Origin of the sequence: Companilactobacillus huachuanensis (genome assembly GCF_005404815.1) — a bacterium.
Classification (GTDB): domain Bacteria; phylum Bacillota; class Bacilli; order Lactobacillales; family Lactobacillaceae; genus Companilactobacillus; species Companilactobacillus huachuanensis.
On sequence record NZ_BJDF01000007.1, the window covers coordinates 110,111 to 131,391 of the forward strand.

At 37.9% G+C, this 21,281-nt stretch carries 18 protein-coding genes; all 18 read left to right on the forward strand.

What is annotated here, in order from left to right:
• Positions 1-75 precede the first annotated feature (75 nt).
• A complete protein-coding gene (gene mutL, locus FFM71_RS05670) occupies positions 76-2,001 on the forward strand; it encodes a DNA mismatch repair endonuclease MutL (RefSeq protein WP_137611201.1) in 1,926 nt (641 codons plus the stop codon).
• A 3-nt stretch (positions 2,002-2,004) separates the two neighbouring features.
• Positions 2,005-2,592 (forward strand): Holliday junction branch migration protein RuvA, encoded by a 588-nt coding sequence (ruvA, locus tag FFM71_RS05675; RefSeq protein ID WP_137611202.1) that lies wholly within the window; start codon positions 2,005-2,007, stop codon positions 2,590-2,592.
• Between the two features lie 527 nt (positions 2,593-3,119).
• Positions 3,120-4,148, forward strand: coding sequence for a Holliday junction branch migration DNA helicase RuvB (gene ruvB, locus FFM71_RS05680; protein ID WP_137611224.1), 1,029 nt, complete (start codon positions 3,120-3,122; stop codon positions 4,146-4,148).
• A gap of 65 nt (positions 4,149-4,213) precedes the next feature.
• On the forward strand, positions 4,214-5,251 hold the full coding sequence (gene queA / locus FFM71_RS05685) for a tRNA preQ1(34) S-adenosylmethionine ribosyltransferase-isomerase QueA (RefSeq protein ID WP_137611203.1): 1,038 nt from the start codon (positions 4,214-4,216) through the stop codon (positions 5,249-5,251).
• A 9-nt stretch (positions 5,252-5,260) separates the two neighbouring features.
• Positions 5,261-6,403, forward strand: coding sequence for a tRNA guanosine(34) transglycosylase Tgt (gene tgt / locus FFM71_RS05690; protein WP_137611204.1), 1,143 nt, complete (start codon positions 5,261-5,263; stop codon positions 6,401-6,403).
• 96 nt (positions 6,404-6,499) lie between these two features.
• Positions 6,500-6,970: a preprotein translocase subunit YajC gene (yajC, locus tag FFM71_RS05695; RefSeq protein WP_137611225.1), complete on the forward strand. Its 471-nt coding sequence runs from the start codon at positions 6,500-6,502 to the stop codon at positions 6,968-6,970.
• A 466-nt stretch (positions 6,971-7,436) separates the two neighbouring features.
• Entirely contained in the window at positions 7,437-7,589 is a 153-nt protein-coding gene (locus FFM71_RS13375; RefSeq protein ID WP_171000480.1) for a hypothetical protein, read from the forward strand.
• A gap of 247 nt (positions 7,590-7,836) precedes the next feature.
• On the forward strand, positions 7,837-9,273 hold the full coding sequence (zwf, locus tag FFM71_RS05700) for a glucose-6-phosphate dehydrogenase (RefSeq protein ID WP_137611205.1): 1,437 nt from the start codon (positions 7,837-7,839) through the stop codon (positions 9,271-9,273).
• A gap of 39 nt (positions 9,274-9,312) precedes the next feature.
• Entirely contained in the window at positions 9,313-10,422 is a 1,110-nt protein-coding gene (gene dinB, locus FFM71_RS05705; protein ID WP_373278790.1) for a DNA polymerase IV, read from the forward strand.
• On the forward strand, positions 10,415-11,371 hold the full coding sequence (locus tag FFM71_RS05710; protein ID WP_137611207.1) for a DHH family phosphoesterase: 957 nt from the start codon (positions 10,415-10,417) through the stop codon (positions 11,369-11,371). Before dinB ends, FFM71_RS05710 begins: the two co-directional genes overlap by 8 nt.
• The gene (locus tag FFM71_RS05715; RefSeq protein ID WP_137611208.1) at positions 11,372-12,718 is read left to right on the forward strand and encodes a DEAD/DEAH box helicase; all 1,347 of its coding nucleotides are present in this window, start codon (positions 11,372-11,374) and stop codon (positions 12,716-12,718) included.
• Between the two features lie 922 nt (positions 12,719-13,640).
• On the forward strand, positions 13,641-16,277 hold the full coding sequence (gene alaS, locus FFM71_RS05720; protein ID WP_137611209.1) for an alanine--tRNA ligase: 2,637 nt from the start codon (positions 13,641-13,643) through the stop codon (positions 16,275-16,277).
• A 63-nt stretch (positions 16,278-16,340) separates the two neighbouring features.
• Positions 16,341-16,598, forward strand: coding sequence for an IreB family regulatory phosphoprotein (locus FFM71_RS05725; RefSeq protein ID WP_010018752.1), 258 nt, complete (start codon positions 16,341-16,343; stop codon positions 16,596-16,598).
• Complete coding sequence (ruvX, locus tag FFM71_RS05730; protein WP_137611210.1) at positions 16,599-17,033, forward strand: Holliday junction resolvase RuvX; 435 nt, start codon at positions 16,599-16,601, stop codon at positions 17,031-17,033.
• Between the two features lie 10 nt (positions 17,034-17,043).
• Positions 17,044-17,355, forward strand: coding sequence for a DUF1292 domain-containing protein (locus tag FFM71_RS05735; RefSeq protein ID WP_137611211.1), 312 nt, complete (start codon positions 17,044-17,046; stop codon positions 17,353-17,355).
• A 214-nt stretch (positions 17,356-17,569) separates the two neighbouring features.
• Positions 17,570-18,112: a CvpA family protein gene (locus FFM71_RS05740; RefSeq protein WP_137611212.1), complete on the forward strand. Its 543-nt coding sequence runs from the start codon at positions 17,570-17,572 to the stop codon at positions 18,110-18,112.
• A gap of 52 nt (positions 18,113-18,164) precedes the next feature.
• Positions 18,165-20,519 carry an endonuclease MutS2 gene (locus FFM71_RS05745; protein ID WP_137611213.1) on the forward strand — a complete coding sequence of 785 codons (2,355 nt, stop codon included), beginning with the start codon at positions 18,165-18,167 and terminating at the stop codon, positions 20,517-20,519.
• A gap of 68 nt (positions 20,520-20,587) precedes the next feature.
• Entirely contained in the window at positions 20,588-20,899 is a 312-nt protein-coding gene (gene trxA, locus FFM71_RS05750; protein WP_137611214.1) for a thioredoxin, read from the forward strand.
• Positions 20,900-21,281 lie beyond the last annotated feature (382 nt).

Sequence of the window (21,281 nt, forward strand, 5' to 3'; positions counted from 1 at the left end):
AATTTTAAATAGCTGGAAGTTTAGAGGCACAAAAAGCAGCATATTTAAATTACAAAATTGAAGAAGGTGGAAAAAGTGGGTATTATTCATGAACTACCAGTAGAATTAAGTAACCAGATTGCAGCTGGGGAGGTTATTGAACGCCCGGCATCAGTTGTTAAAGAGCTGGTGGAAAATTCCATCGATGCGCAGGCTACGCAAATTTTAATTACGGTTAAACAAGCGGGTTTAAAATCAATCGAAGTTAATGACAATGGAAAGGGGATTTCAGCGGACGATGTTGAAGTCGCCTTTTTACCGCACACGACTAGTAAAATCTCTACAGATCACGATTTGTTTAATGTCAGAACGCTCGGTTTTCGTGGGGAGGCGTTGGCAAGTATTGCCTCTGTTTCTAAGTTAACCGTTGTCACAAGTCAAGATGGCAAGTCGGCAGTACGAGCTAAGTTTTCTGGAAACGAGTTAATTAAAAAGGAAACTTTTGCCCGGTCGAAAGGCACAACTCAGACGGTTGAGGATTTGTTCTTCAATACGCCGGCCCGGTTGAAATACGTCAAGTCATTGCATACGGAATTGAATAAGATTGTCGATATTGTTGACCGTTTAGCGATGGGATATCCACAGATTTCCTTTCGTTTGATTCATGAAGGCAAAGATCTCGTTTGGACATCGGGAAACGATAATTTACAACAGACGATTGCCGGTATTTATGGACGAACAATTGCCAGTCACATGTTAGATTTTGAAAATTCTGACCCTGATTATGAAATCAAAGGTTACTTTTCAAAGCCTGATACGACACGTTCCAATCGCTCATATATTTCTTTAATTCTCAATGGTCGTTACATTAAGAACTTCCAACTAGCTAATGCAGTTGTCCGAGGATATGGGTCTAAACTGATGGTGGCACGTTTTCCAATTGCAGTTATTGATATCACGATGGATCCAGGATTGGTGGATATCAACGTTCATCCAACTAAACAGGAAGTCCGATTATCTAATGAGGGTCATATCAGCGATTTAATCAGTGAGGGCATCAGAAAGCGTCTGTCTAATCAGAATTTAATTCCCGACGCTATGAAAAATTTGGGTCGTAAAGATACCACACAAACGGTCGATACCTATAAACCAGAACAAATAAGCTTTGACGATATAAAATCAATTGACAAAATTAATGAACCATTAGGAAATACTGCTACAATTGCACCTGAGTCAGTTGATAATTCGACTTCTAAACGAGTCGAAACTCCAATGACAGGGATGCCTATTTTTGAGGATCCTGAGCATTTACAAGTTTGGGATCAACGAATGCAACAAGAAACAGCTAAGAATGTTCATGTAATTGATTCTGAAGATTCAGAAAATCCTGATTCACAGCCAATCACGGAGTCAGATTTCCCTGATTTACGTTATATTGGTCAAATTCACGGAACCTATTTAGTGGCCGAAAGTCAGGACGGATTTTATTTAATTGATCAACATGCTGCTCAAGAGCGTGTTAATTATGAGTATTATCGCCGAGAAATTGGGAAGGTTTCCAATGACCAGCAAAAATTGCTTGTTCCAATCGTCTTGGAATATCCGAATTCAGAAAGTATTTTGATTCGAGAAAAGAAACCGATTTTGGAAAATATCGGCTTATATCTGGAGGACTTTGGTCAGAATAGTTTTGTAGTCAATACACATCCGACATGGTTTGTTGAGGGTCAAGAGGAATCAACGATTAAAGAAATGGTGGATTATGTTTTAAATGATTCTAAAATCAGTGTGGCAGCATTCCGTGAAAAAAATGCTATCATGATGAGCTGTAAACGAGCTATTAAGGCTAATCACCATATAACTAGTCAGGAAGCCGCTCAGTTGCTTTACAATTTAACAAAGGCTGAGAATCCATATAATTGTCCCCATGGACGTCCTGTTTTAGTAGAATTCAGTAATAAGGATCTCGAAAAAATGTTTAAGCGAATTCAAGATTCACATGATACCAGAGAAAGCGAGTAAATTATGTTTGAATATTTAAACGGTTTAATAACAATAGTTACCCCTTCATATATTGTGGTGGACGTCAAAGGTGTGGGCTACAAGGTTCAAGTTGCCAATCCTTATCGTTATGAAGAAAATCAAGAAACCCGCGTTTATGTTGAACAAGTAGTTCGTGATAATGAACAGGCCTTGTATGGTTTCTATGATTCGAATGAAAAAAATATTTTTCTACATTTGATCAGCGTATCTGGAATTGGTCCCAAGAGTGCTTTAGCAATTTTAGCTGGTCAAGACTTGCAAGGATTGATCCATGCCATCGAAAATGATGATGTTAAATACTTAACTAAGTTTCCTAAAATTGGCCGAAAAACAGCACAACAAATTATCTTGGATCTATCAGGCAAATTTACAGCTGAAGGTCAAATGACATTAGGCGAAGAGCCAGCACAATTAACATCAGGAAATCAAGAATTAGAAGATGGATTAGCGGCTTTAGAGTCATTGGGATATTCACCAAAAGAAATCAGCCGAATCAAACCACAATTAGAGAAAGAAAATCTCAAGAGTGCGGATGAATATTTACGTGCGGGATTGAAATTGATCAAATAAAAGTTGCCGCTTCCGGTTTTGAGGGAGAGAAGCAGCCTGCTGTGGGAACGGCTCGAGCCAAAGAGCGGTCTCGACCCTCGATTTTGAGCCGAAGACCGCGTCTCAAAATACGTCCTGTTTTGTAAGAGCTAAAGCTCTAACAAAACTATCACTGCGGGCTACTCCTCTCCCTCAATACCTCCAGCTAATGTGTCCTGTAGTTGGTTGGTTAAAGTACAGCAATCATTTATAAATAAATAGAATTTATAGTTATAAAAGTTATAATTCTCATGGTAGATTATTTAAATCGAGCGAAAAGTTAGAATAGATTAATTAGTCGGAAGAGATGAGAGTATTCACCGGCTGTGAGTGTGGCGTTATGGCTTTAGCCATTACACCACCGGGCGCGTTTGGATACTTGCGTTTTGTGCAAGGATTCAAACCGAGGTTCGAGACCGTTTCTCAGGCTCGATCCGGTCCGCATAGCAGGTAAATACTCTCATCTCTGGAGACGGTCACATATATTCCAAGAAGGGAGTGTTAAAAAAATCGAACATAATGAAAATGAAGACGAGCGGCTTACTGATGCCGACTCACTTGATAATATCGAAGATATAGTAGAGCAGACGTTACGTCCCCAAAGCTTTGACCAATACTTAGGTCAAGAAAAGGCTAAAAAGGAATTAGATGTTTACATCAAAGCTGCTAAGCAACGTCAGCAAACATTAGATCATGTCCTACTATATGGACCTCCTGGGTTAGGTAAAACAACACTAGCGATGATCATTGCTAACGAAATGGGCGTTAAAATTCACACAACTACTGGTCCTTCAATTGAAAAGTCAGGGGATTTGGTGGCTGTTTTGGATGAATTGGAACCGGGTGACGTCTTGTTTATTGATGAAATTCACCGAATGCCACGAGCAGTTGAAGAAGTTTTATATTCGGCAATGGAAGATTTCTATATCGATATTATTGTTGGTCAAGGTAGCGAATCTCGTTCGTTGCATCACCAATTAGTGCCTTATACTTTGATTGGTGCAACAACCGCTGCCGGTAAGCTTTCAGCACCTTTAAGAGATCGGTTTGGAATTGTCGAAAGAATGGAGTACTATACCATAGATGAATTGTCTAAGATTGTTTTTCGTTCAGCGAATGTCTTGAATATTAACGTCGACGAAGATGGTGCTCATGAGATTGCCAGAAGATCTCGTGGAACTCCAAGAATTGCCAACCGACTGTTAAAACGAGTGCGTGATTTTGCCCAAGTTGCCAATAAAGATACGATTGATTATGATATGGCGGAATCGGCTTTGGACCAATTACAAGTCGATGATGCCGGTTTAGATCATATCGACAGACGTATTATGGAAATGATTATTGAACTTTATAATGGTGGTCCTGTTGGTCTAAAAGTTATTGCCGCTAATATCGGTGAAGAACAAGAAACAATTGAAGAAGTTTATGAGCCATATCTTATGCAAATGGGATTCTTAAAGAGAACTGCTAAGGGTCGTGTTGTAACGAGAAAAGGTTATGAACACTTGGGTATGCCATACCCTGAAAAAAACGAGTAAAGTGATTTACTCGTTTTGGCGTATCTGAAGAATTCCGTTAAACCAGCTATCAAAGGAGAATTTTTATGTCACTATCAACAGAAGATTTTGATTATGATTTACCAGAAGAACTCATTGCTCAAACACCAATTAAGGATCGCGACCAATCAAGACTCTTAGTTCTTGATCATGAAACAGGAGAGTATCAAGACAAGCATTTTTATGATATTTTGGACTATTTGAATCCCGGAGATGCCTTGGTAATGAATAACTCTCGAGTTCTTCCGGCTCGTTTGTATGGTAGTAAAGAAGATACTGATGGCCATGAAGAAGTATTGTTGCTGAATAATATTGAGGGCGACAAGTGGGAAGTGTTGATGAAGCCTGCTAAACGTGCCAAGGTTGGGACTAAGGTTCAATTTGGTGAGGATGGTCAACTTGAAGCTGAAGTACTTGAAAACTTGGAACATGGTGGCAAAATTATCGAATTCCATTATCAAGGTATTTTCATGGAGATTTTGGAGAAATTGGGCGAAATGCCTTTACCTCCATATATCAAGGAAAAACTCGATGACCCTGACCGCTATCAAACTGTTTATGCTAAAGAAAATGGTTCTGCTGCTGCCCCAACTGCCGGTTTGCATTGGACGAAAGAATTGTTGCAAAAGGTTGAGGATAAAGGTGTTAAATTAGTTTACGTCACCTTACATGTTGGCCTGGGAACATTCAGACCGGTTACTGAAACTGACGTTGACAAGCACGTGATGCATTCAGAATTTTATCGTTTGGATGAAGATTCGGCCAAAACCCTGAATGACGTTAAGAAGAACGGTGGCAAAATTGTCGCAACCGGAACAACCTCAATTAGAACTTTGGAAACAATTGGAACAAAGTTTGATGGTGAAATTAAGGCTGACTCTGGCTGGACTGACATCTTTATCAAACCAGGATATCAATGGAAAGTTGTTGATGAATTTATCACGAATTTCCACTTGCCAAAATCAACGTTAGTTATGCTTGTAGCAGCATTTACAGGTCGAGAAAATATTTTGAACGCATACCAACATGCTGTTGAAGAAAAGTATCGTTTCTTCAGTTTCGGTGATGCAATGTTCATTAAGTAGAGGAAATTTATGGAACCAGCTGTTAAATACACACTGTTAAAGAAAGAGAAACACACTGGTGCAAGATTAGGATTATTGGAAACTCCGCATGGAACTTTCGAAACGCCAATCTTTATGCCCGTCGGAACGGAAGCATCAGTTAAAAATATGGCACCTGAGGATCTTGAGAAAATCGGCGCAACTATTGTTTTAGCTAACACTTATCATCTCTGGTTACGTCCGGGTGAGGATATCGTTCAAGAAGCTGGTGGCTTGCACAAGTTTATGAATTGGGACAAAGGTATTTTGACTGATTCTGGTGGTTTCCAAGTTTTCTCACTAGCCAATACACGTGATATTACGGAAGCCGGGGTACACTTCAAGAATCATTTGAATGGTCGCCGTGAATTCTTGTCTCCTGAAAAGGCTATCAAAATTGAAAACTATCTAGGACCAGACATCATGATGAGTTTGGATGAATGCCCACCATTTTTTGAAAGTTACGATTACATCAAGAAGTCAGTTGCTAGAACAAGCCGTTGGGCTGAAAGAGGACTGGCAGCACATCGTAATCCCGATTGGCAAGCTCTCTTTGGAATCGTCCAAGGTGCTGGTTTTGAGGACTTACGTAAACAAAGTGCGCAAGATCTTGTTAGCATGGATTTTCCGGGGTATTCAATTGGAGGACTTTCAGTTGGGGAATCAAAAGACGAAATGAATCGTGTCTTAGATTTTACAACGCCAATGTTGCCTGAGAATAAACCACGATATCTAATGGGCGTTGGTACAGCGGACTCCTTGATCGACGGGGTTATTCGTGGAATCGACATGTTTGACTGTGTGTTACCAACAAGAATTGCTAGAAATGGTACATGTATGACAACTCATGGTCGTTTGGTTGTTAAAAATGCCAAGTATGCTCGTGATTTTGGCCCAATTGATGCCGACTGTGATTGTTATGTTTGTCGAAATTATTCACGAGCTTACATTCGACATTTGATCAACGCTAATGAATTATTTGGAACTCATTTGACGAGTTACCATAATTTATATTTCTTGTTAAACTTGATGAAGGGTGTTCGTCAAGCTATCAGAGATGATAATTTATTAGAATTTAGAGAACATGTTTTTGAAGATTATGGCTTTAATCAAGAGAATGCTAAGAAATTTTAGAATATTTTGATAAGAAAAACCTACTAGTATGGAAACAATTTAAAATCTTTGTTACTCTATACTTATGCAAATTATTAAGAGGTGGAAAATTTGAATATGCTTACATTAGGTGCCAGTGGCGCCGGTGGCTCGATGACACTTTTGATTTTCGTTGTTATTATGTTCGTTGGTATGTACTTCCTATCCATTCGTCCACAAAAGAAACAACAACAAAAACGTCAAGAAATGCTTAAAGAAATGAACAAGGGTGACAAAGTTGTTACTCTTGGTGGTATCAAAGGTAAAGTCGCATCAATCGACCGTGAAAACAAAGAAGTTGTCGTTGACTGTGATGGAATCTATCTAACATTTGATTTGAACTTTATTCGTCGTTCAAGTCCTGCTGATGTTGCAACTACTGATGCCGTTAAAGACGGTAAGTCAGCAGCTGAGGAAAACGCAGCAACAGAATCAAAAGATGATGCTAAAGAAGTAGAAGCACCTGCAGATGATGCAGCCGCTAAAACTGAAGAAGCACCAGAATCTGACGACGCTGCTAAGGATGAAACAAAAGAAGAAACAAAATAGTTTTAAATAAAAAAGATTGAAACCAATTAAAGGTTCAGTCTTTTTTTATTATCTGAAGGTTGAAAGTTTGATGCATTGTGCCGTTTCCAGAGCTGAAAGTATTCATATGCTGCGCGGAACGGCCCGAGCCTGGGGAGCGGTCTCGAACCTCGGTTGAAGCCTCGCAAAATCAGCGAGTCTCCAACACGCCCGGTGGTGTAATTGCTGAAGCAATAACGCCACTTTCGCGGCAAATGAATACTTTCAGCTCTTCCAACTAGTTTTTTAATAATACGAATGTCCAATTGTGCTCTTTTGCTATTTAAATAAATTGGTAAATAAATTGAATTTAGGACTGTCACAGCAATTTTTATATCACTTTTTCACTTTTCAACCTTCATTTGAAAAACGCATATAATCATATTAGTTGCTTTAGCATTTGAGAATGTTATAACTGATTGATTGAATGAATTTGGAGATTAAACTGATGAGTGATAAGGACAAAAGTTCAAAACTGATAAAGGTTTCAAATTTAAGTAAAAAGTCTCAAGCTAAGCTTGAAGAAATTAAAAAAAAGCAAGGATTGAAGACCGATGAAGAAGCAATTGAATATTTAACTAGTTTTTTTGCTAAGAAGTAAACGTGAAATAAAGAAGATGCCGACATCCAAAGTGAAGGCCATCTTCTTTTTATTTGTTTTATCCGAAATATGCTTTACTTTGAGAGTATGAAGCAATAAATATTTGCCTTAAAGTATACTCTAAGGTCTAATATAAATAACTGAAGTTTGAAAGAAGTAAAATTGTAAATAATAAGTCATTAATGCAGATGTTTAATAATTCATGATGTAAAATGTAAGTACATGATACTGTCAAAAGGAGCTTAAAATGGTTAAAGAGAGAGCAGCAATTTTTATTATTTTTGGGGGTTCTGGTGACTTGGCTCACCGTAAACTTTATCCTTCGCTATTCCGTTTGTATAAATCAGGATTCTTAAAGGATCATTTCGCAGTTATTGGAACGGCTCGTCGTCCTTGGAGTGATGATTATTTCCGTGAAACTGTTGTCACTTCTTTGAAGGAATCATTTGATGATGATGAAGCAATCATGAGGGAATTTTCACAGCACTTCTTCTATCAATCACATGATGTTAATGATTCCGAACATTATATTGCTTTGAAAAACTTAGCAGCCAAACTGGATGACCAATTCGATGCTGGTCACAACCGTGTTTATTACATGGCAATTGCTCCAAGATTCTTTGGAACTGTCGCTGAACACATCAATTCTGAAGGTTTGAAAGCTGAAGGGTATAATCGTCTAGTTATTGAAAAACCATTTGGTCGTGATCTTGATTCTGCATGTGAATTGAATGGTAATATTTCTAAGGCTTTCCCAGAAGATGATATTTATCGTATTGATCATTATTTGGGTAAGGAAATGATTCAAGATATTCCAAATATTAGATCTCACAATGACAAATTTGAAGCGGTTTTAAATAACAAATACGTTTCAAATATTCAAGTTACTTTGGCTGAATCACTTGGAGTTGAGGATCGTGGTGGCTATTATGAAACAGCTGGTGTGTTGCGTGATATGGTGCAAAATCACATTATGCAAATTATCGGTGCGGTTGCCAGTGATGAACCAGAAGCAACTCAAGCAAAAGTTATTCACAAGAATAGAACTGAACTGTTCAATAGTTTGAAAGTTTTGGAACCTGAAGAAGTTGACAATGATTTTGTCCGTGGTCAATATGACACTGATGAACTTGCTGAAAATAAGGCTTATCGTCAAGAAGATAACGTGGCAGAGGATTCACAAATTGAAACTTTTACAGCTGGTAAGATTCAATTTGACTCTGACCGTTGGAGTGGGGTGCCATTTTACGTTCGTTCTGGTAAGAGAATGCCTGCAAAGTCTTCACGAATCGATATTGTTTTCAATGAAAAGGTTGATGAATTCGGTATTAGACCGAATACCGTCGTTACCTTGTTGATTGAAGAAGTTAACGGACACAGAGTTTTGATCAATGGAATTGATTATAGGGATTCTAAACAAGATTTTATCAAACTACCTGATACAACTAAGACTGATAAAGCTCGTGAAGCTTATGAAAGTTTGATCATCGACATTTTAGCAGGTAATAGAATTCACTTTACCCTTTGGGATGAGTTGAGAAGTACCTGGAAGTATATTGATGCCATCAGACAACGTTGGGATAGCCAAACAGCTGATTTCCCTAATTATATTAGTGGTACGATGGGTCCAGATGCAGCCGAAATGCTTTTGGAACGTGATGGCAATTCATGGATCTGGGATTAAAGGCGGTGTTGTCTCATCTTTTTAAAGATTCCAATTAAAATTGAAGAAAATCGAAAAGTCATCCATGTTGACATGGATGCTTTTTTCGCTTCTGTGGAAGAACGAGAGCATCCCGAGTACAAGAAAAAATGTTTAATTGTTGCTCAAGATCCCCGAAAACACAATCACCATGGGGTCGTAACGACAGCTAATTACAATGCACGCAAGTATGGAGCTCACTCAGCCATGCCAGCTCAGCAAGCAGTTGACTTGATTCCCAAAGATAAATTAGTCATTACACCGCCAAATTTTGAGCTTTACCGTAGTGTTTCCAACCAAATTCATGATATTTTTGGCGATGTAACGGACAATTATCAAACGGTAGCTCTAGATGAAGCGTACTTGGATGTGACCCATAATAAATTGGGTGAAGTAAATACCATCAAACTGGCAAATTACATTCAGCAGCGAATCGTTAAAGAAACCGGTTTAACGTGTTCTGTTGGTATTTCTTACAATAAATTTTTGGCTAAGATGGCCTCTGACTATCGCAAGCCATTTGGCCGGACGATTATTTTGGGTAAGTATGCTAAAGAATTTCTCAAACCAATTCCAATTGAAAAATTCAATGGTATTGGTAAAGCAATGCAGCAGAAGCTCCACGACATGGATGTTTATACTGGCGAGGATTTACAAAATATTGATCAAGATGATTTTTTGAAAAAATTTGGCAAAATGGGTTACGTAATTTATAAACGTGTTCATGGCATTGATGATTCACCGATCGAGGGACACCGACTGCGAAAGTCGATTGGTCGGGAACGGACTTATAATCGTAATTTAGTTACAGATGATCAAATTGATCAAGAGCTCCACTTTTTGGCAGAATTGGTCAGTAAAGATTTAAAGAAACAACGTCAACATGGTAAAACAGTTGTCCTGAAATTGCGTAATTCAGAGTTTGAAACCATTACGAAACGGATGAGTTTTCAAGATTATGTCGGAACAAAAACGGATATTTATCGTGTTGCTAGGGATATTTATGATAAATTAAAGGTGACAGATCAAAAAATTCGTTTATTAGGGATCACGATTACTAATTTAGATCCATTATCGTATGAAGAGGTTTCTTTAAACTTGTCTTACAAGGGGGACAATATTAATGAATAGCTTTGCCGAAATAATTGCAACAATCAAAAAATATGATAGAATTATCATTCTACGTCATCAAAATCCAGATCCTGATGCATTGGGGTCACAAGCTGGTTTAGCAACGACTCTTCGTCAAGCATTTCCAGAGAAGAAAATTTTAATTGGTGGTAACGACACTGAAGGTCTCAAATGGTTATCGACTGCTGAAACTGTAACTGATGCAGATTACCAAGGAGCACTGGTTATTGTCACTGATACTGCTAATCAACCAAGAATTGACGATCAACGTTTTGATGATGGGGATTTCTTAATTAAGATCGATCACCATCCGAATGATGATGGTTATGGAGATCAACTTTTCGTTAACACTAAGGCTAGTTCTAGTTCAGAAATCATCGCTGATTTGATTGCAAGCTGTGATGAACTACAATTGACCAAAGAAGTTGCGTATTATTTGTATGCTGGAATTGTCGGTGATACAGGTAGATTTCTATATCCATCAACAACACAGCATACGATGGAAGTCGGTGGTCAGTTTATCGCTTTGGGTGTAGATACAGCTGCCATCAACAACAAGATGAATGAAATTACATTGCAACAAGCTAAACTTCAAGGTATTCTATTTGATAATCTACGAATTGATGCTTCAGGTGCAGCCTATGCAGTTATTGATCTCGACTTAATGAAGAAATTGGGTATCAATCAAGAACAAGCCAATTCTGTTGTTTCGACACCAGGCCGTTTAAAAGAAGTTTGTACATGGATGGAGGCTATTCAAAAAGATGATGGTACTTTTAGGATGCACTTGCGTTCTCAAGGACCAATTATCAATGAACTAGCTAAGAGACATGACGGTGGAGGTCACCCATTAGCAAGTGGTGCCACTGCCCAAAACGCTGCCGAAGTGGAACAGATGTTTGAAGAGCTTAAAGAGATAGTTACTGAATATAACCAGAAGGGTGAATAGATGACTAAATTTTCGCAATACAACTTTAATGACTCAATCAATAAGTCGTTGAAAGAAATACATTTTGAGGAACCAACCGAGGTTCAAGAGGCCGTAATTTCTTTAGTTAATAAGAAAAAAGATATTATCGTTCAATCAGAAACGGGTTCCGGTAAGACACATGCTTTCTTGTTGCCATCAATGAATGCGTTGACTGACAAACAAGAGGTTCAACTTTTGATTGCTACTCCTAGTCGTGAGTTAGCCTATCAAATCTACGAAGACACACAACAAATTTTGAAGAATTACCCAGAAGAATACAACGCTTTCATCTTCGTTGGTGGTTCTGATCGTGAACGTCAAAAGAGAAAGCTTGATGCTCACCAACCACAAATTGCTATCGGAACTCCCGGAAGACTCTGGGATTTGATACGTGAAAATGACTTGCACATTGAAAATGTCGAACGTTTCGTTGTCGATGAAGCTGATATGACTTTGGATATGGGCTTTCTAGATGATGTTGATCATATTACTAGCAAATTGCCAGATAACCGCGAAATGATGGTTTTCTCAGCCACGATTCCACAAAAATTGGAACCATTCTTGAACAAGTATATGCATGGTCCTCAACGAGTAGAAATCAAAAATGGAACAATCATTCCTAGAAACGTTAATAATTGGTTGATGTCGAGTCACGGACGTGATAAGAAACAAATGATTTACCAATTGATTACTTTAGGGGAACCATACCTAGTTTTGATTTTTGCTAATACTAAGAAATCAGTTGATGAAATTTACAACTATCTTCGTAGTCAAGGATTAAAGGTAGCTCGTATTCATGGTGGTCTGACGCCTCGTGAAAGAAAACGTGCTATGAAACAAGTTGAAAATATGGAATACCAATTCGTTGTAGCAACTGATTTAGCTGCCCGTGGTATTGATATCAACGGAGTTTCTCACGTTATCAATGCTGAAATTCCAGATGACTTGGACTTCTTCATTCACCGTGTGGGTAGAACTGGACGTAACAAGATGTCCGGTACAGCCATTACAATTTATGAACCTGGTGAAGAAAATAAAATTGATGATATCGAACATATGGGTATCAAGTTCGAAAATAAGGACATCAAGAATGGTGAAATCGTTGACATTGTTGAACGAGATCGCCGTGTTCATCGTCGTGCCACTCAAGAAAAACTTGATACTAAGCTAGTTGGTTTTGTTAAGAAACAAAAGACCAAGAGAAAACCTGGTTACAAGAATAAAATCAAAAAAGCAATTAATGAAGAACATCGTCAACAAAGAAAGATTCAAAATAGACAGAATAAGAAACAAGAACGTGAAGCTAGAAAAAATAGTCATAAGTAGGGTTCTTAGCTATTGATTTTTGTCGACCGAAGGTTGAAAGTTTAAAGAAGTATGCCGTTTCCAGAGCTGAGAGTATTCATCTGCTGCGCGGAACGGCCCGAGCCAAAAAGCGGTCTCGAGCCTCGGTTGAAGCCTTACCAAAGTCCGGTAAGTCTCCAACACGCCCGGTGGTGTAAGAGCTGAAGCTATAACGCCACTTTCGCGGCAAATGAATACTCTCAGCTCTTCCAACTAATTTATTTTATGAATTATTAAGCCAATGTAGATTTTTGGTTATTCAATAAATTACTATTAGTCTTGATAGAACAATGGTTATATCAAACCGTCATATTTAAATTTTTAGCTGTTTATATAAAGAAAGTAAATGAGGAAGAAAATTTTTCTGTTTAGGAGAAATTGTTTTCTTCATTTTTTAATCTTTTGATTTGCCCGATTTATGTACTTAGTTAACAAAATATTTTAAATTGTCAATCATACTTAAGAAGCAAAGAGTCGGAGGGGATGAGAAATATTTACCAGCTGTGGATGTGGCGTTAGGACTTTAGTCCTTACACCACCGGGCGAGTTTGGAGACTTACCGGACTTTGGTAAGGCTTCAAACCGAGATTCGAGACCGCACCTCAGGCTCGAATCGGTCCGCATAGCAGGTAAATATTTCTCATCCCCGGAGACGGAAAACAACTTTAACATTGACAATTTTTGACTTGATGGTTAATATTTTCCTTGGATATATCTTGTGCTAAATATTTCAAGAGAAGGCTAGTTGGTGAGAATGCCTAAGTATTTAGTGTATAGATGCTGCCAAATTAAATTGTATATAAAAATGTTGAGAGGCTAACGAAAAATCGTTGCAAACAAGGTGGTACCGCGCAGTGGCGTCCTTGGAGTTGCAGCGATTTTTCGCTTTTTTTAGGGAGATATAATGAAAAATTTATCAAGTGCTGAAATAAGAAAAATGTTTTTAGACTTTTTCCAAACAAAAGGTCACATGATTGAACCTAGTGCTTCACTTGTTCCTCACGATGACCCAACTTTATTGTGGATCAACTCTGGTGTTGCTACGATGAAGAAATATTTCGATGGAACAGTTGTACCTAACAATCCTCGTATTACTAGTGCTCAAAAATGTATCAGAACTAACGATATTGAAAATGTTGGTAAGACAGCCCGTCACCAAACTTTCTTTGAAATGATGGGAAACTTCTCTGTTGGGGATTATTTCAAGGAAGAGGTTATTCCTTGGGCCTTTGAATTTTTAACAAGTCCTGAATGGATCGGTATGGAAAAGGATCGTTTGTACATCACCACTTATCCTAAAGATACCGATACACAAAAACTTTGGGCAAAAGCTGGTATCGCTCAAGATCATATTTTAAAAGATGAAGATAACTTCTGGGATATTGGTGAGGGTCCTTGTGGTCCCGATTCAGAGATTTTCTATGACCGTGGTCAATCATTCAATAACTTATCGGAAGACAATCCTGAAAACTATCCTGGTGGCGAAAATGAACGTTACCTTGAAGTATGGAATATCGTATTTTCAGAATTGAATCATTTGCCAAATGGTCAATATGTTGAACAACCACATAAGAACATTGATACGGGCTTAGGCCTCGAACGTTTAGTTTCAGTTGTTCAAGGAACAAAGACTAACTTTGAAACTGACTTATTCATGCCTTTGATCGAAGATGTTGGCTCACTTTGTGACAAGAAGTATGGCGAAAATGCTGAAGATGATGTGTCATTTAAGATCATTGCTGACCATGCTCGTTCAGTATCGTTTGCCATTGGTGATGGAGCTTTACCTTCAAACGAAGGCCGTGGCTATGTTATCAGACGATTGATCAGACGTGCTGTTTTAAATGGTAAAAAATTAGGTGTTAATGGACCTTTCTTATATAGATTGGTTCCAATCGTTGGTCGCATTATGGAAAGTTATTATCCAGAAGTTAGCCAACAACAAGACTTTATTGCTCAAACAATTAAGCAAGAGGAAAAACGTTTCTCTGAAACACTTGATGCTGGTTTAGCTCTATTGAACGGTGTTATTGCTGATCTTCGTAAGAAGAATGAAACTGTTATTGATGGTGCCAATGCTTTCAAGCTTTACGATACTTATGGTTTCCCAATGGAACTTACTCGTGAATATGCAAATGATGAAGGCTTAAGCGTTGATGAAGCTGGTTTCAAGCAAAACATGGAAGAACAAAAACAACGTGCCCGTGATGCCCGAGGAAACTTACAATCAATGGGTATGCAAGATGAGACTTTGATGGAAATCAAGACACCTAGTGAATTCGTTGGTTATGATAACAATGAAACTGAAAGTATCTTGAAGGATATCGTTGTTGATGATAAAGAAGTTAAGACCATCGCTGAGGGTCAGGCAAGATTGATTTTTGATACAACACCTTTCTATGCAGAAATGGGTGGTCAGGTTGCTGATGTTGGTAATATTTATGACATGTTAGGTAATCAAGTTGCCGAAGTTATTGATGTTCAGCATGCTCCTAATGGTCAAAATATTCATCTAGTAAATGTCATGTCAGCAATTTCAGCTGATACACAATACAAACTAGAAATTGATGTTGATTTCCGTGAGAAAGTTCGTCATAATCACACTGCTACCCATTTATTGGATCAAGCCTTACGTGATGTTGTTAGTGCTAGAACTCACCAAGCGGGATCATTAGTTGAACCAGATTACTTACGCTTTGATTTCAACAGCAATACCGCTCTGACAGATCAACAAATTGCTGACCTTGAAAAAATCGTTAACGAAAAAATATGGGCTGCTATTCCAGTTAAGACGGAAGTATTGCCAATTGAAGAGGCTAAGCAAAAGAAGGGTGCAATTGCCTTATTTAGTGAAAAATATGGGGACCTTGTTCGTGTTGTTGAAATTGATGATTTCTCAACTGAATTCTGTGGTGGTACTCATGCCAGAAATACTTCTGAATTAGGTTTATTCAAGATTACGTCTGAGTCAGCTATTGGTTCAGGTACTAGAAGAATCGAAGCTGTTACAGGTGAGGAAGCTTTCGAATACTTCAACGACCAATTACAGACATTACAAGAAACAGCTAAAAATATTAAAGTTAACCAATTAAAAGATGTACCAAGTCGTGCTGCACAAATGGCCGATGAGATTAAAGCCCTCAAGCGTGACAATCAAAACTTGAAAGCACAATTAACAAGTCAAAAGTCAGCTGAAGTCTTTGATAACGTTGAAGAAATTAATGGTTTCAAAGTTATTTCAAATATTGTTCCTGCTGATATGTCAGCTCTTAGACAACTTGCCGATGACTGGAAGAATGACAATAAGTCAGATATCTTAGTTCTTGGTGCTAGTGGCGATGACAAAGCTAGTCTAGTTGTAGCAGTCAACAAGGATGCTCAAGCTAAGGGTGTTAAGGCTGGAGATTTAATTAAGAAAATATCTAAGGAAATTCAAGGTGGCGGCGGTGGTCGTCCAGATATGGCGCAAGCTGGCGGTAAGAATCCTGCTGGTCTTACAAATGCGTTACAATTAGCCAAAGATGTTATTAAATCTTATTAAAGTGGGCTATAATTGAAATGAAGCTTTTCGGTCACTTAAATTTTAGTTATATGGAGGTTTGCCATGAGTTCACTTGATAAAACTATGAGTTTTGATTTTAATGAAAATAAAGGCAAAGATGTCAAAGAAACATTGCAAAGTGTCTATCAATCACTAGAAGAAAAGGGATATAACCCAATTAACCAAATTGTCGGATATCTACTTTCTGGTGACCCAGCATACATTCCCAGACATAATGATGCCCGTAATTTGATTTTGAAACATGAAAGAGACGAGATAATTGAAGAGTTAGTTAAGAGTTATCTCAATCAAGGTAAATAAATGAGATTATTAGGTTTAGATGTTGGTTCACGAACTGTCGGAGTTGCTTGCAGCGATTTACTAGGCTGGACAGCGCAGGGAGTTGAAATTATTCGTATCAATGAGGATAAAGAGCAATTCGGTTTAGATCGATTAGGCGAAATCATTCAAGAAAAGCAACCTACTGGTGTAGTCCTAGGTTTGCCCAAAAATATGAATAACACTGAAGGACCCAGAGTAGATAAATCTCGTGAGTATGGCAAAATGGTCGAAGATAAGTTTCATTTGCCAATCGATTTTATTGATGAACGGTTAACAACTGTTCAAGCCGAAAGAATGTTGATTGATGAGGCTGATGTGTCTCGTAAAAAACGTAAGAAAGTTATCGATAAGATTGCCGCAGAGATGATTCTTCAGAACTATCTCGATGCTAAAGGCAAACTAACAAGAAATTAAGGTGATAATTATGAGTGAAGAACAACCACCAAAAGATTTAGACGAAGTTATTTTAAGTGATGAACAAGGTAATGAAGAGACTTATTTGATTCTCTTTACCTTCGATTCAGAAGATTATGGTAAATCATACGTATTCTTATATCCCAAGGCTGATGAGGATGCCGAAGAGATTGCTATTCAAGCATACTCATTTACACCAGACGAAAATGGTGACGTTGACGCTGGTGATTTAGAACCAATCGATGATCCAGAAGAATGGGATATGGTTCAAGAAGTTTTGAACACCTTCACGAGTGACGATGATGACAATTATGAAGAATAAGCTCTAAACAAGTAACGATTGGCGCAAGCCAATCGTTTGGTTGTTTATAGTCTTATATAAGGTTATCGTTATAAATGTTTCCGTAGGAATATTCCTAATATATATATTAGGATGGAAAATGTTTATATAAATAAGCTTTTCAGCTCTGTAGAGGCAATGAAAAATATGGTTTATAAATTCGCTTTTTTTAGCATGATTGAAGTAAGGGGAAATAATGCTTAGTCTGTTACTTATTTTACTTTTGATTTATGGTTTTTATATTGGTGCTCGCCGTGGATTAGCCATGGAGGCATTTTATGCAGTTGGATATGCACTATTTTTTTGCTTGGCACTGGTGTCTTTTCGAGGCTTAGGACCAAAGTTTGAAATGATCGTGCCATATCCTTCCGCCAATTTGGGCAGTGAATTTGCCTTTTTCTCAACAAAAGTTGGTATGGAACTAGACAACGCATTTTACCGTGCCTTTGCTTTTATATTTATTTGCTTCATTGGTTGGATTATCGTGAGATTCGTAGGTTTGTATTTCAAACGTTTAACGTATTTTCCAATGTACAATGATGTAAATCTTTTAAGTGGAGGAATTATTGGCTTTGTCGTTACATATATCACCATTTTTATGGTGATGTTGTTGTTAGCGATGATTCCTGTACCTGGTATACAACATGCTTTGCAACATTCATTCGTAGCTTCATCGATGATTAGAAGTACACCGGTATTGACGGCTGCTTTAAGTAATCTTTGGATTGGAGCTATTTAAACTTTAAGGCTGAGACGATATGTTTCAGTCTTATTTTGTAATAGGAGACAATATGAATAATAAAGCTTTGAAGGTATTAGAATTTGACAAGATCAAAGCCGCAATTGCCAAGTATCTAATCACAACTCGTGGGAAAACACTCTTAAAAAAATTAATGCCGATGTCAGTTGAATCAATTGTTCAAAGATTGATTGATCAAACCAAAGATGGTGCTGATATTGTTCGTATTAAGGGTGAGATTCCAGTTAGAAAATTAGCTGATCTACATGACCAAGCTAACCGTTTGAAAAAAGACGGAAATTTAAATGGAACGGAATTGGCTGCAATTGGTCAAGTTCTCCAGAATACTAGTGAATTAAAAGAATTCTTTGAAGATTTGAAAGATAACCAAATTGAATTACGTCAACTTTATGATTTGAATGATAATTTGATCAATAATCCAGAATTGACACGTCGTATCGCACGTTCCTTGGATGAGTCTGGTCGAGTTTTGGATACTGCTTCGGAAGATTTGAAGTATATTCGTAGCCATATCAATAAGTTGAATGATGAAATTCGTCAGACAATGGCACAATTTACACGTGGCAAGAATACTAAGTATTTGACTGAGGCTTTAGTAACTTTGCGAGATGATCGGTTTGTTATTCCGGTTAAAGCTGAATATAAATCTAAATTTGGTGGTGTTGTTCACGATCAAAGTGCCAGTGGACAAACTTTTTATATCGAACCACAGGCTGTCGTGGGAATGAATAATCAATTGCACGAAGCAAAGCTATCTGAAAAATCGGAAGAGATTCGAATTTTGAATAATTTGTCAGATATGGTTCGTCCAGAGATTGATGAAATTGTTAAAAACAACGAAGTTTTGGCACAATTCGATTTAATCAATGCTAAAGCTAAGTATGCAAAGGAAATTAAGGCGACAGAGCCAATTATTTCCGATAACAATGTAGTTGACCTAGAACAAGCAAAACACCCGCTAATCGACCCAGAAATGGTTGTAGCGAATGATATTAAGTTGGGCGACGGTTATAAAACAATGTTGATCACTGGTCCTAATACCGGTGGTAAAACTATCACAATGAAAACTTTGGGATTGATTCAATTGATGGCACAATCAGGTTTATTCATTCCCGCTCGTGAAGCTAGTGAGATAGCCGTTTTTGACGAGGTCTTCGTTGATATTGGTGATGAGCAGTCAATCGAACAAAACTTGAGTACCTTCTCATCACACATGGATAACATTATTAATATCATCCACAAGGTTTCCGAACACAGCTTAGTTTTGATTGATGAGCTTGGTGCCGGAACAGATCCTCAAGAAGGTGCTGCAATTGCGATTGCAGTTTTGGAAAAATTGTCGGAATCAAAAGCTGATATTATGGCAACGACTCACTATCCAGAGTTGAAAATTTTTGCCTACAATACACCGGAAACTATTAATGCTAGTATGGAATTTGATGAGAAGTCATTGCGACCAACATATCGCTTGCTGATTGGTATCCCTGGTGCAAGTAATGCTTTCAACATTGCTGCTCGTTTAGGAATGGACAAGAGTGTTGTTGACCGTGGACAATCTTTGATGGATGGAGAAAGCCAAGACCTCAACAATATGATTGCGGATCTTGAAAACCGTCGTAAAGAATTTGAACAAAAGAATGAACAATTGAAGGTTCAATTATCAAAGAACAAAGATATTCAAACTGACTTTGAGAAGAAGAGTGATGACCTAGATAAGTCAAAGAACTCGGAAATTCAAGCAGCTAAGGTACGGGCTAATCAAATTGTTGCCAAGGCTAAGAAAGAATCAGATAAAATCATTGAAAAACTTCATAAGATGGAGCAAGATGGCGTAGCAGTCAAAGAGGACCAAATTATTTCTGCAAAAACTAACCTGAAAAACTTGCATCAAGACGAAGCGGTCAAGAAGAATCGAGTTTTACGTCGTAACAAACGTCGTCAAGAATTAAAAGTTGGGGATGACGTTAAAGCGTTGACCTATGACCAAGTCGGTACGATTGTTCGTAAGGATAAGAACAATGATTATGAGGTTCAACTTGGTATTCTAAAAATGAAGTTTAGTGCTGATGAGCTTGAAAAAGTTCAAAATGCTGAGCCGGAACCAGATAAGAAGCCAACAATGGTTCGTCGCACAAAGAGTACAGGACTTTCAAGCAAGTTGGATCTACGTGGTAAACGTTACGAAGAGGCAATGACTGAGTTAGATCAATATATTGATTCAGCCTTGTTGGCTGGCTATAATCAAGTCACAATCGTCCATGGCTTTGGGACTGGTGTTATTAGAAAAGGTGTTACCAATTATCTCCAGAGAAATCCTCGAGTTAAGTCATTTGGGTATGCTCCTGCAAGCTCTGGTGGATCAGGTGCCACAATTGTTGATCTCTAACGAGAGCAATGCTTTCTATAGACTAGACAATAATGATAATATTTAATTTGTTAAAAGGAGTGAATGAAATGGTTGATGAAGTAACAGATAAAGAATTTAATGAAGAAACAAAAGATGGCGTTGTATTAGTTGATTTTTGGGCAACTTGGTGTGGTCCATGTCGTATGCAATCACCTGTAATTGAAGACTTGTCAGAGAATGATGATTCCGTTAAATTTTTGAAAATGGATGTTGATGCTAATCCAGATACACCTAAAGAATTTGGAATCATGGCAATTCCTACGTTAGTTATCAAAAAAGATGGCGAAGTTGTAGAGAAGCTTACAGGTTTCCACAACAAAGCTCAACTATCCAAGATCCTTGATGGATATTCTGACTAATTAAATAATATTGACTAAAGGTTGAAAGTTTAGTTAAGTATGCCGTTTCCAGAACTGAGAATATTCAATTGTTGCGCGGAACGGCCCGAGCCAAAGAGCGAACTCGTTCCTCGGTTGAAGCCTCGCAAAACCTGCGAGTCTTCAACACGCCCGGTGGTGTAAGGACTAAAGTCCTAACGCCACTTTCGCTGCAAATGAATACTCTCAGCTCTTCCAACTAGTTTATTTTTTATGGCGAGAGTAATAAAACGAAGACTGCTGTTTATTTAATTAAACTAGCTCTAAGATTGTAATACCAATGGTTAGATTAATTTTTCAACTTGCAACCTTCAGATATTGTTTTATATAAAGATTGAATTTCCTTGTAATTAGGGATTCAATC

Bases quoted from the DNA above. Each gene is read 5' to 3' on its own strand.
- tgt (WP_137611204.1), top strand. From the start codon at position 5,261: ATGGAACCAGCTGTTAAATACACACTGTTAAAGAAAGAGAAACACACT.
- ruvA (WP_137611202.1), top strand. From the start codon at position 2,005: ATGTTTGAATATTTAAACGGTTTAATAACAATAGTTACCCCTTCATAT.
- queA (WP_137611203.1), top strand. From the start codon at position 4,214: ATGTCACTATCAACAGAAGATTTTGATTATGATTTACCAGAAGAACTC.
- alaS (WP_137611209.1), top strand. From the start codon at position 13,641: ATGAAAAATTTATCAAGTGCTGAAATAAGAAAAATGTTTTTAGACTTT.
- FFM71_RS13375 (WP_171000480.1), top strand. From the start codon at position 7,437: ATGAGTGATAAGGACAAAAGTTCAAAACTGATAAAGGTTTCAAATTTA.
- FFM71_RS05735 (WP_137611211.1), top strand. From the start codon at position 17,044: ATGAGTGAAGAACAACCACCAAAAGATTTAGACGAAGTTATTTTAAGT.
- FFM71_RS05745 (WP_137611213.1), top strand. From the start codon at position 18,165: ATGAATAATAAAGCTTTGAAGGTATTAGAATTTGACAAGATCAAAGCC.
- FFM71_RS05710 (WP_137611207.1), top strand. From the start codon at position 10,415: ATGAATAGCTTTGCCGAAATAATTGCAACAATCAAAAAATATGATAGA.
- zwf (WP_137611205.1), top strand. From the start codon at position 7,837: ATGGTTAAAGAGAGAGCAGCAATTTTTATTATTTTTGGGGGTTCTGGT.
- yajC (WP_137611225.1), top strand. From the start codon at position 6,500: ATGCTTACATTAGGTGCCAGTGGCGCCGGTGGCTCGATGACACTTTTG.
- FFM71_RS05715 (WP_137611208.1), top strand. From the start codon at position 11,372: ATGACTAAATTTTCGCAATACAACTTTAATGACTCAATCAATAAGTCG.
- FFM71_RS05725 (WP_010018752.1), top strand. From the start codon at position 16,341: ATGAGTTCACTTGATAAAACTATGAGTTTTGATTTTAATGAAAATAAA.
- trxA (WP_137611214.1), top strand. From the start codon at position 20,588: ATGGTTGATGAAGTAACAGATAAAGAATTTAATGAAGAAACAAAAGAT.
- ruvX (WP_137611210.1), top strand. From the start codon at position 16,599: ATGAGATTATTAGGTTTAGATGTTGGTTCACGAACTGTCGGAGTTGCT.
- FFM71_RS05740 (WP_137611212.1), top strand. From the start codon at position 17,570: ATGCTTAGTCTGTTACTTATTTTACTTTTGATTTATGGTTTTTATATT.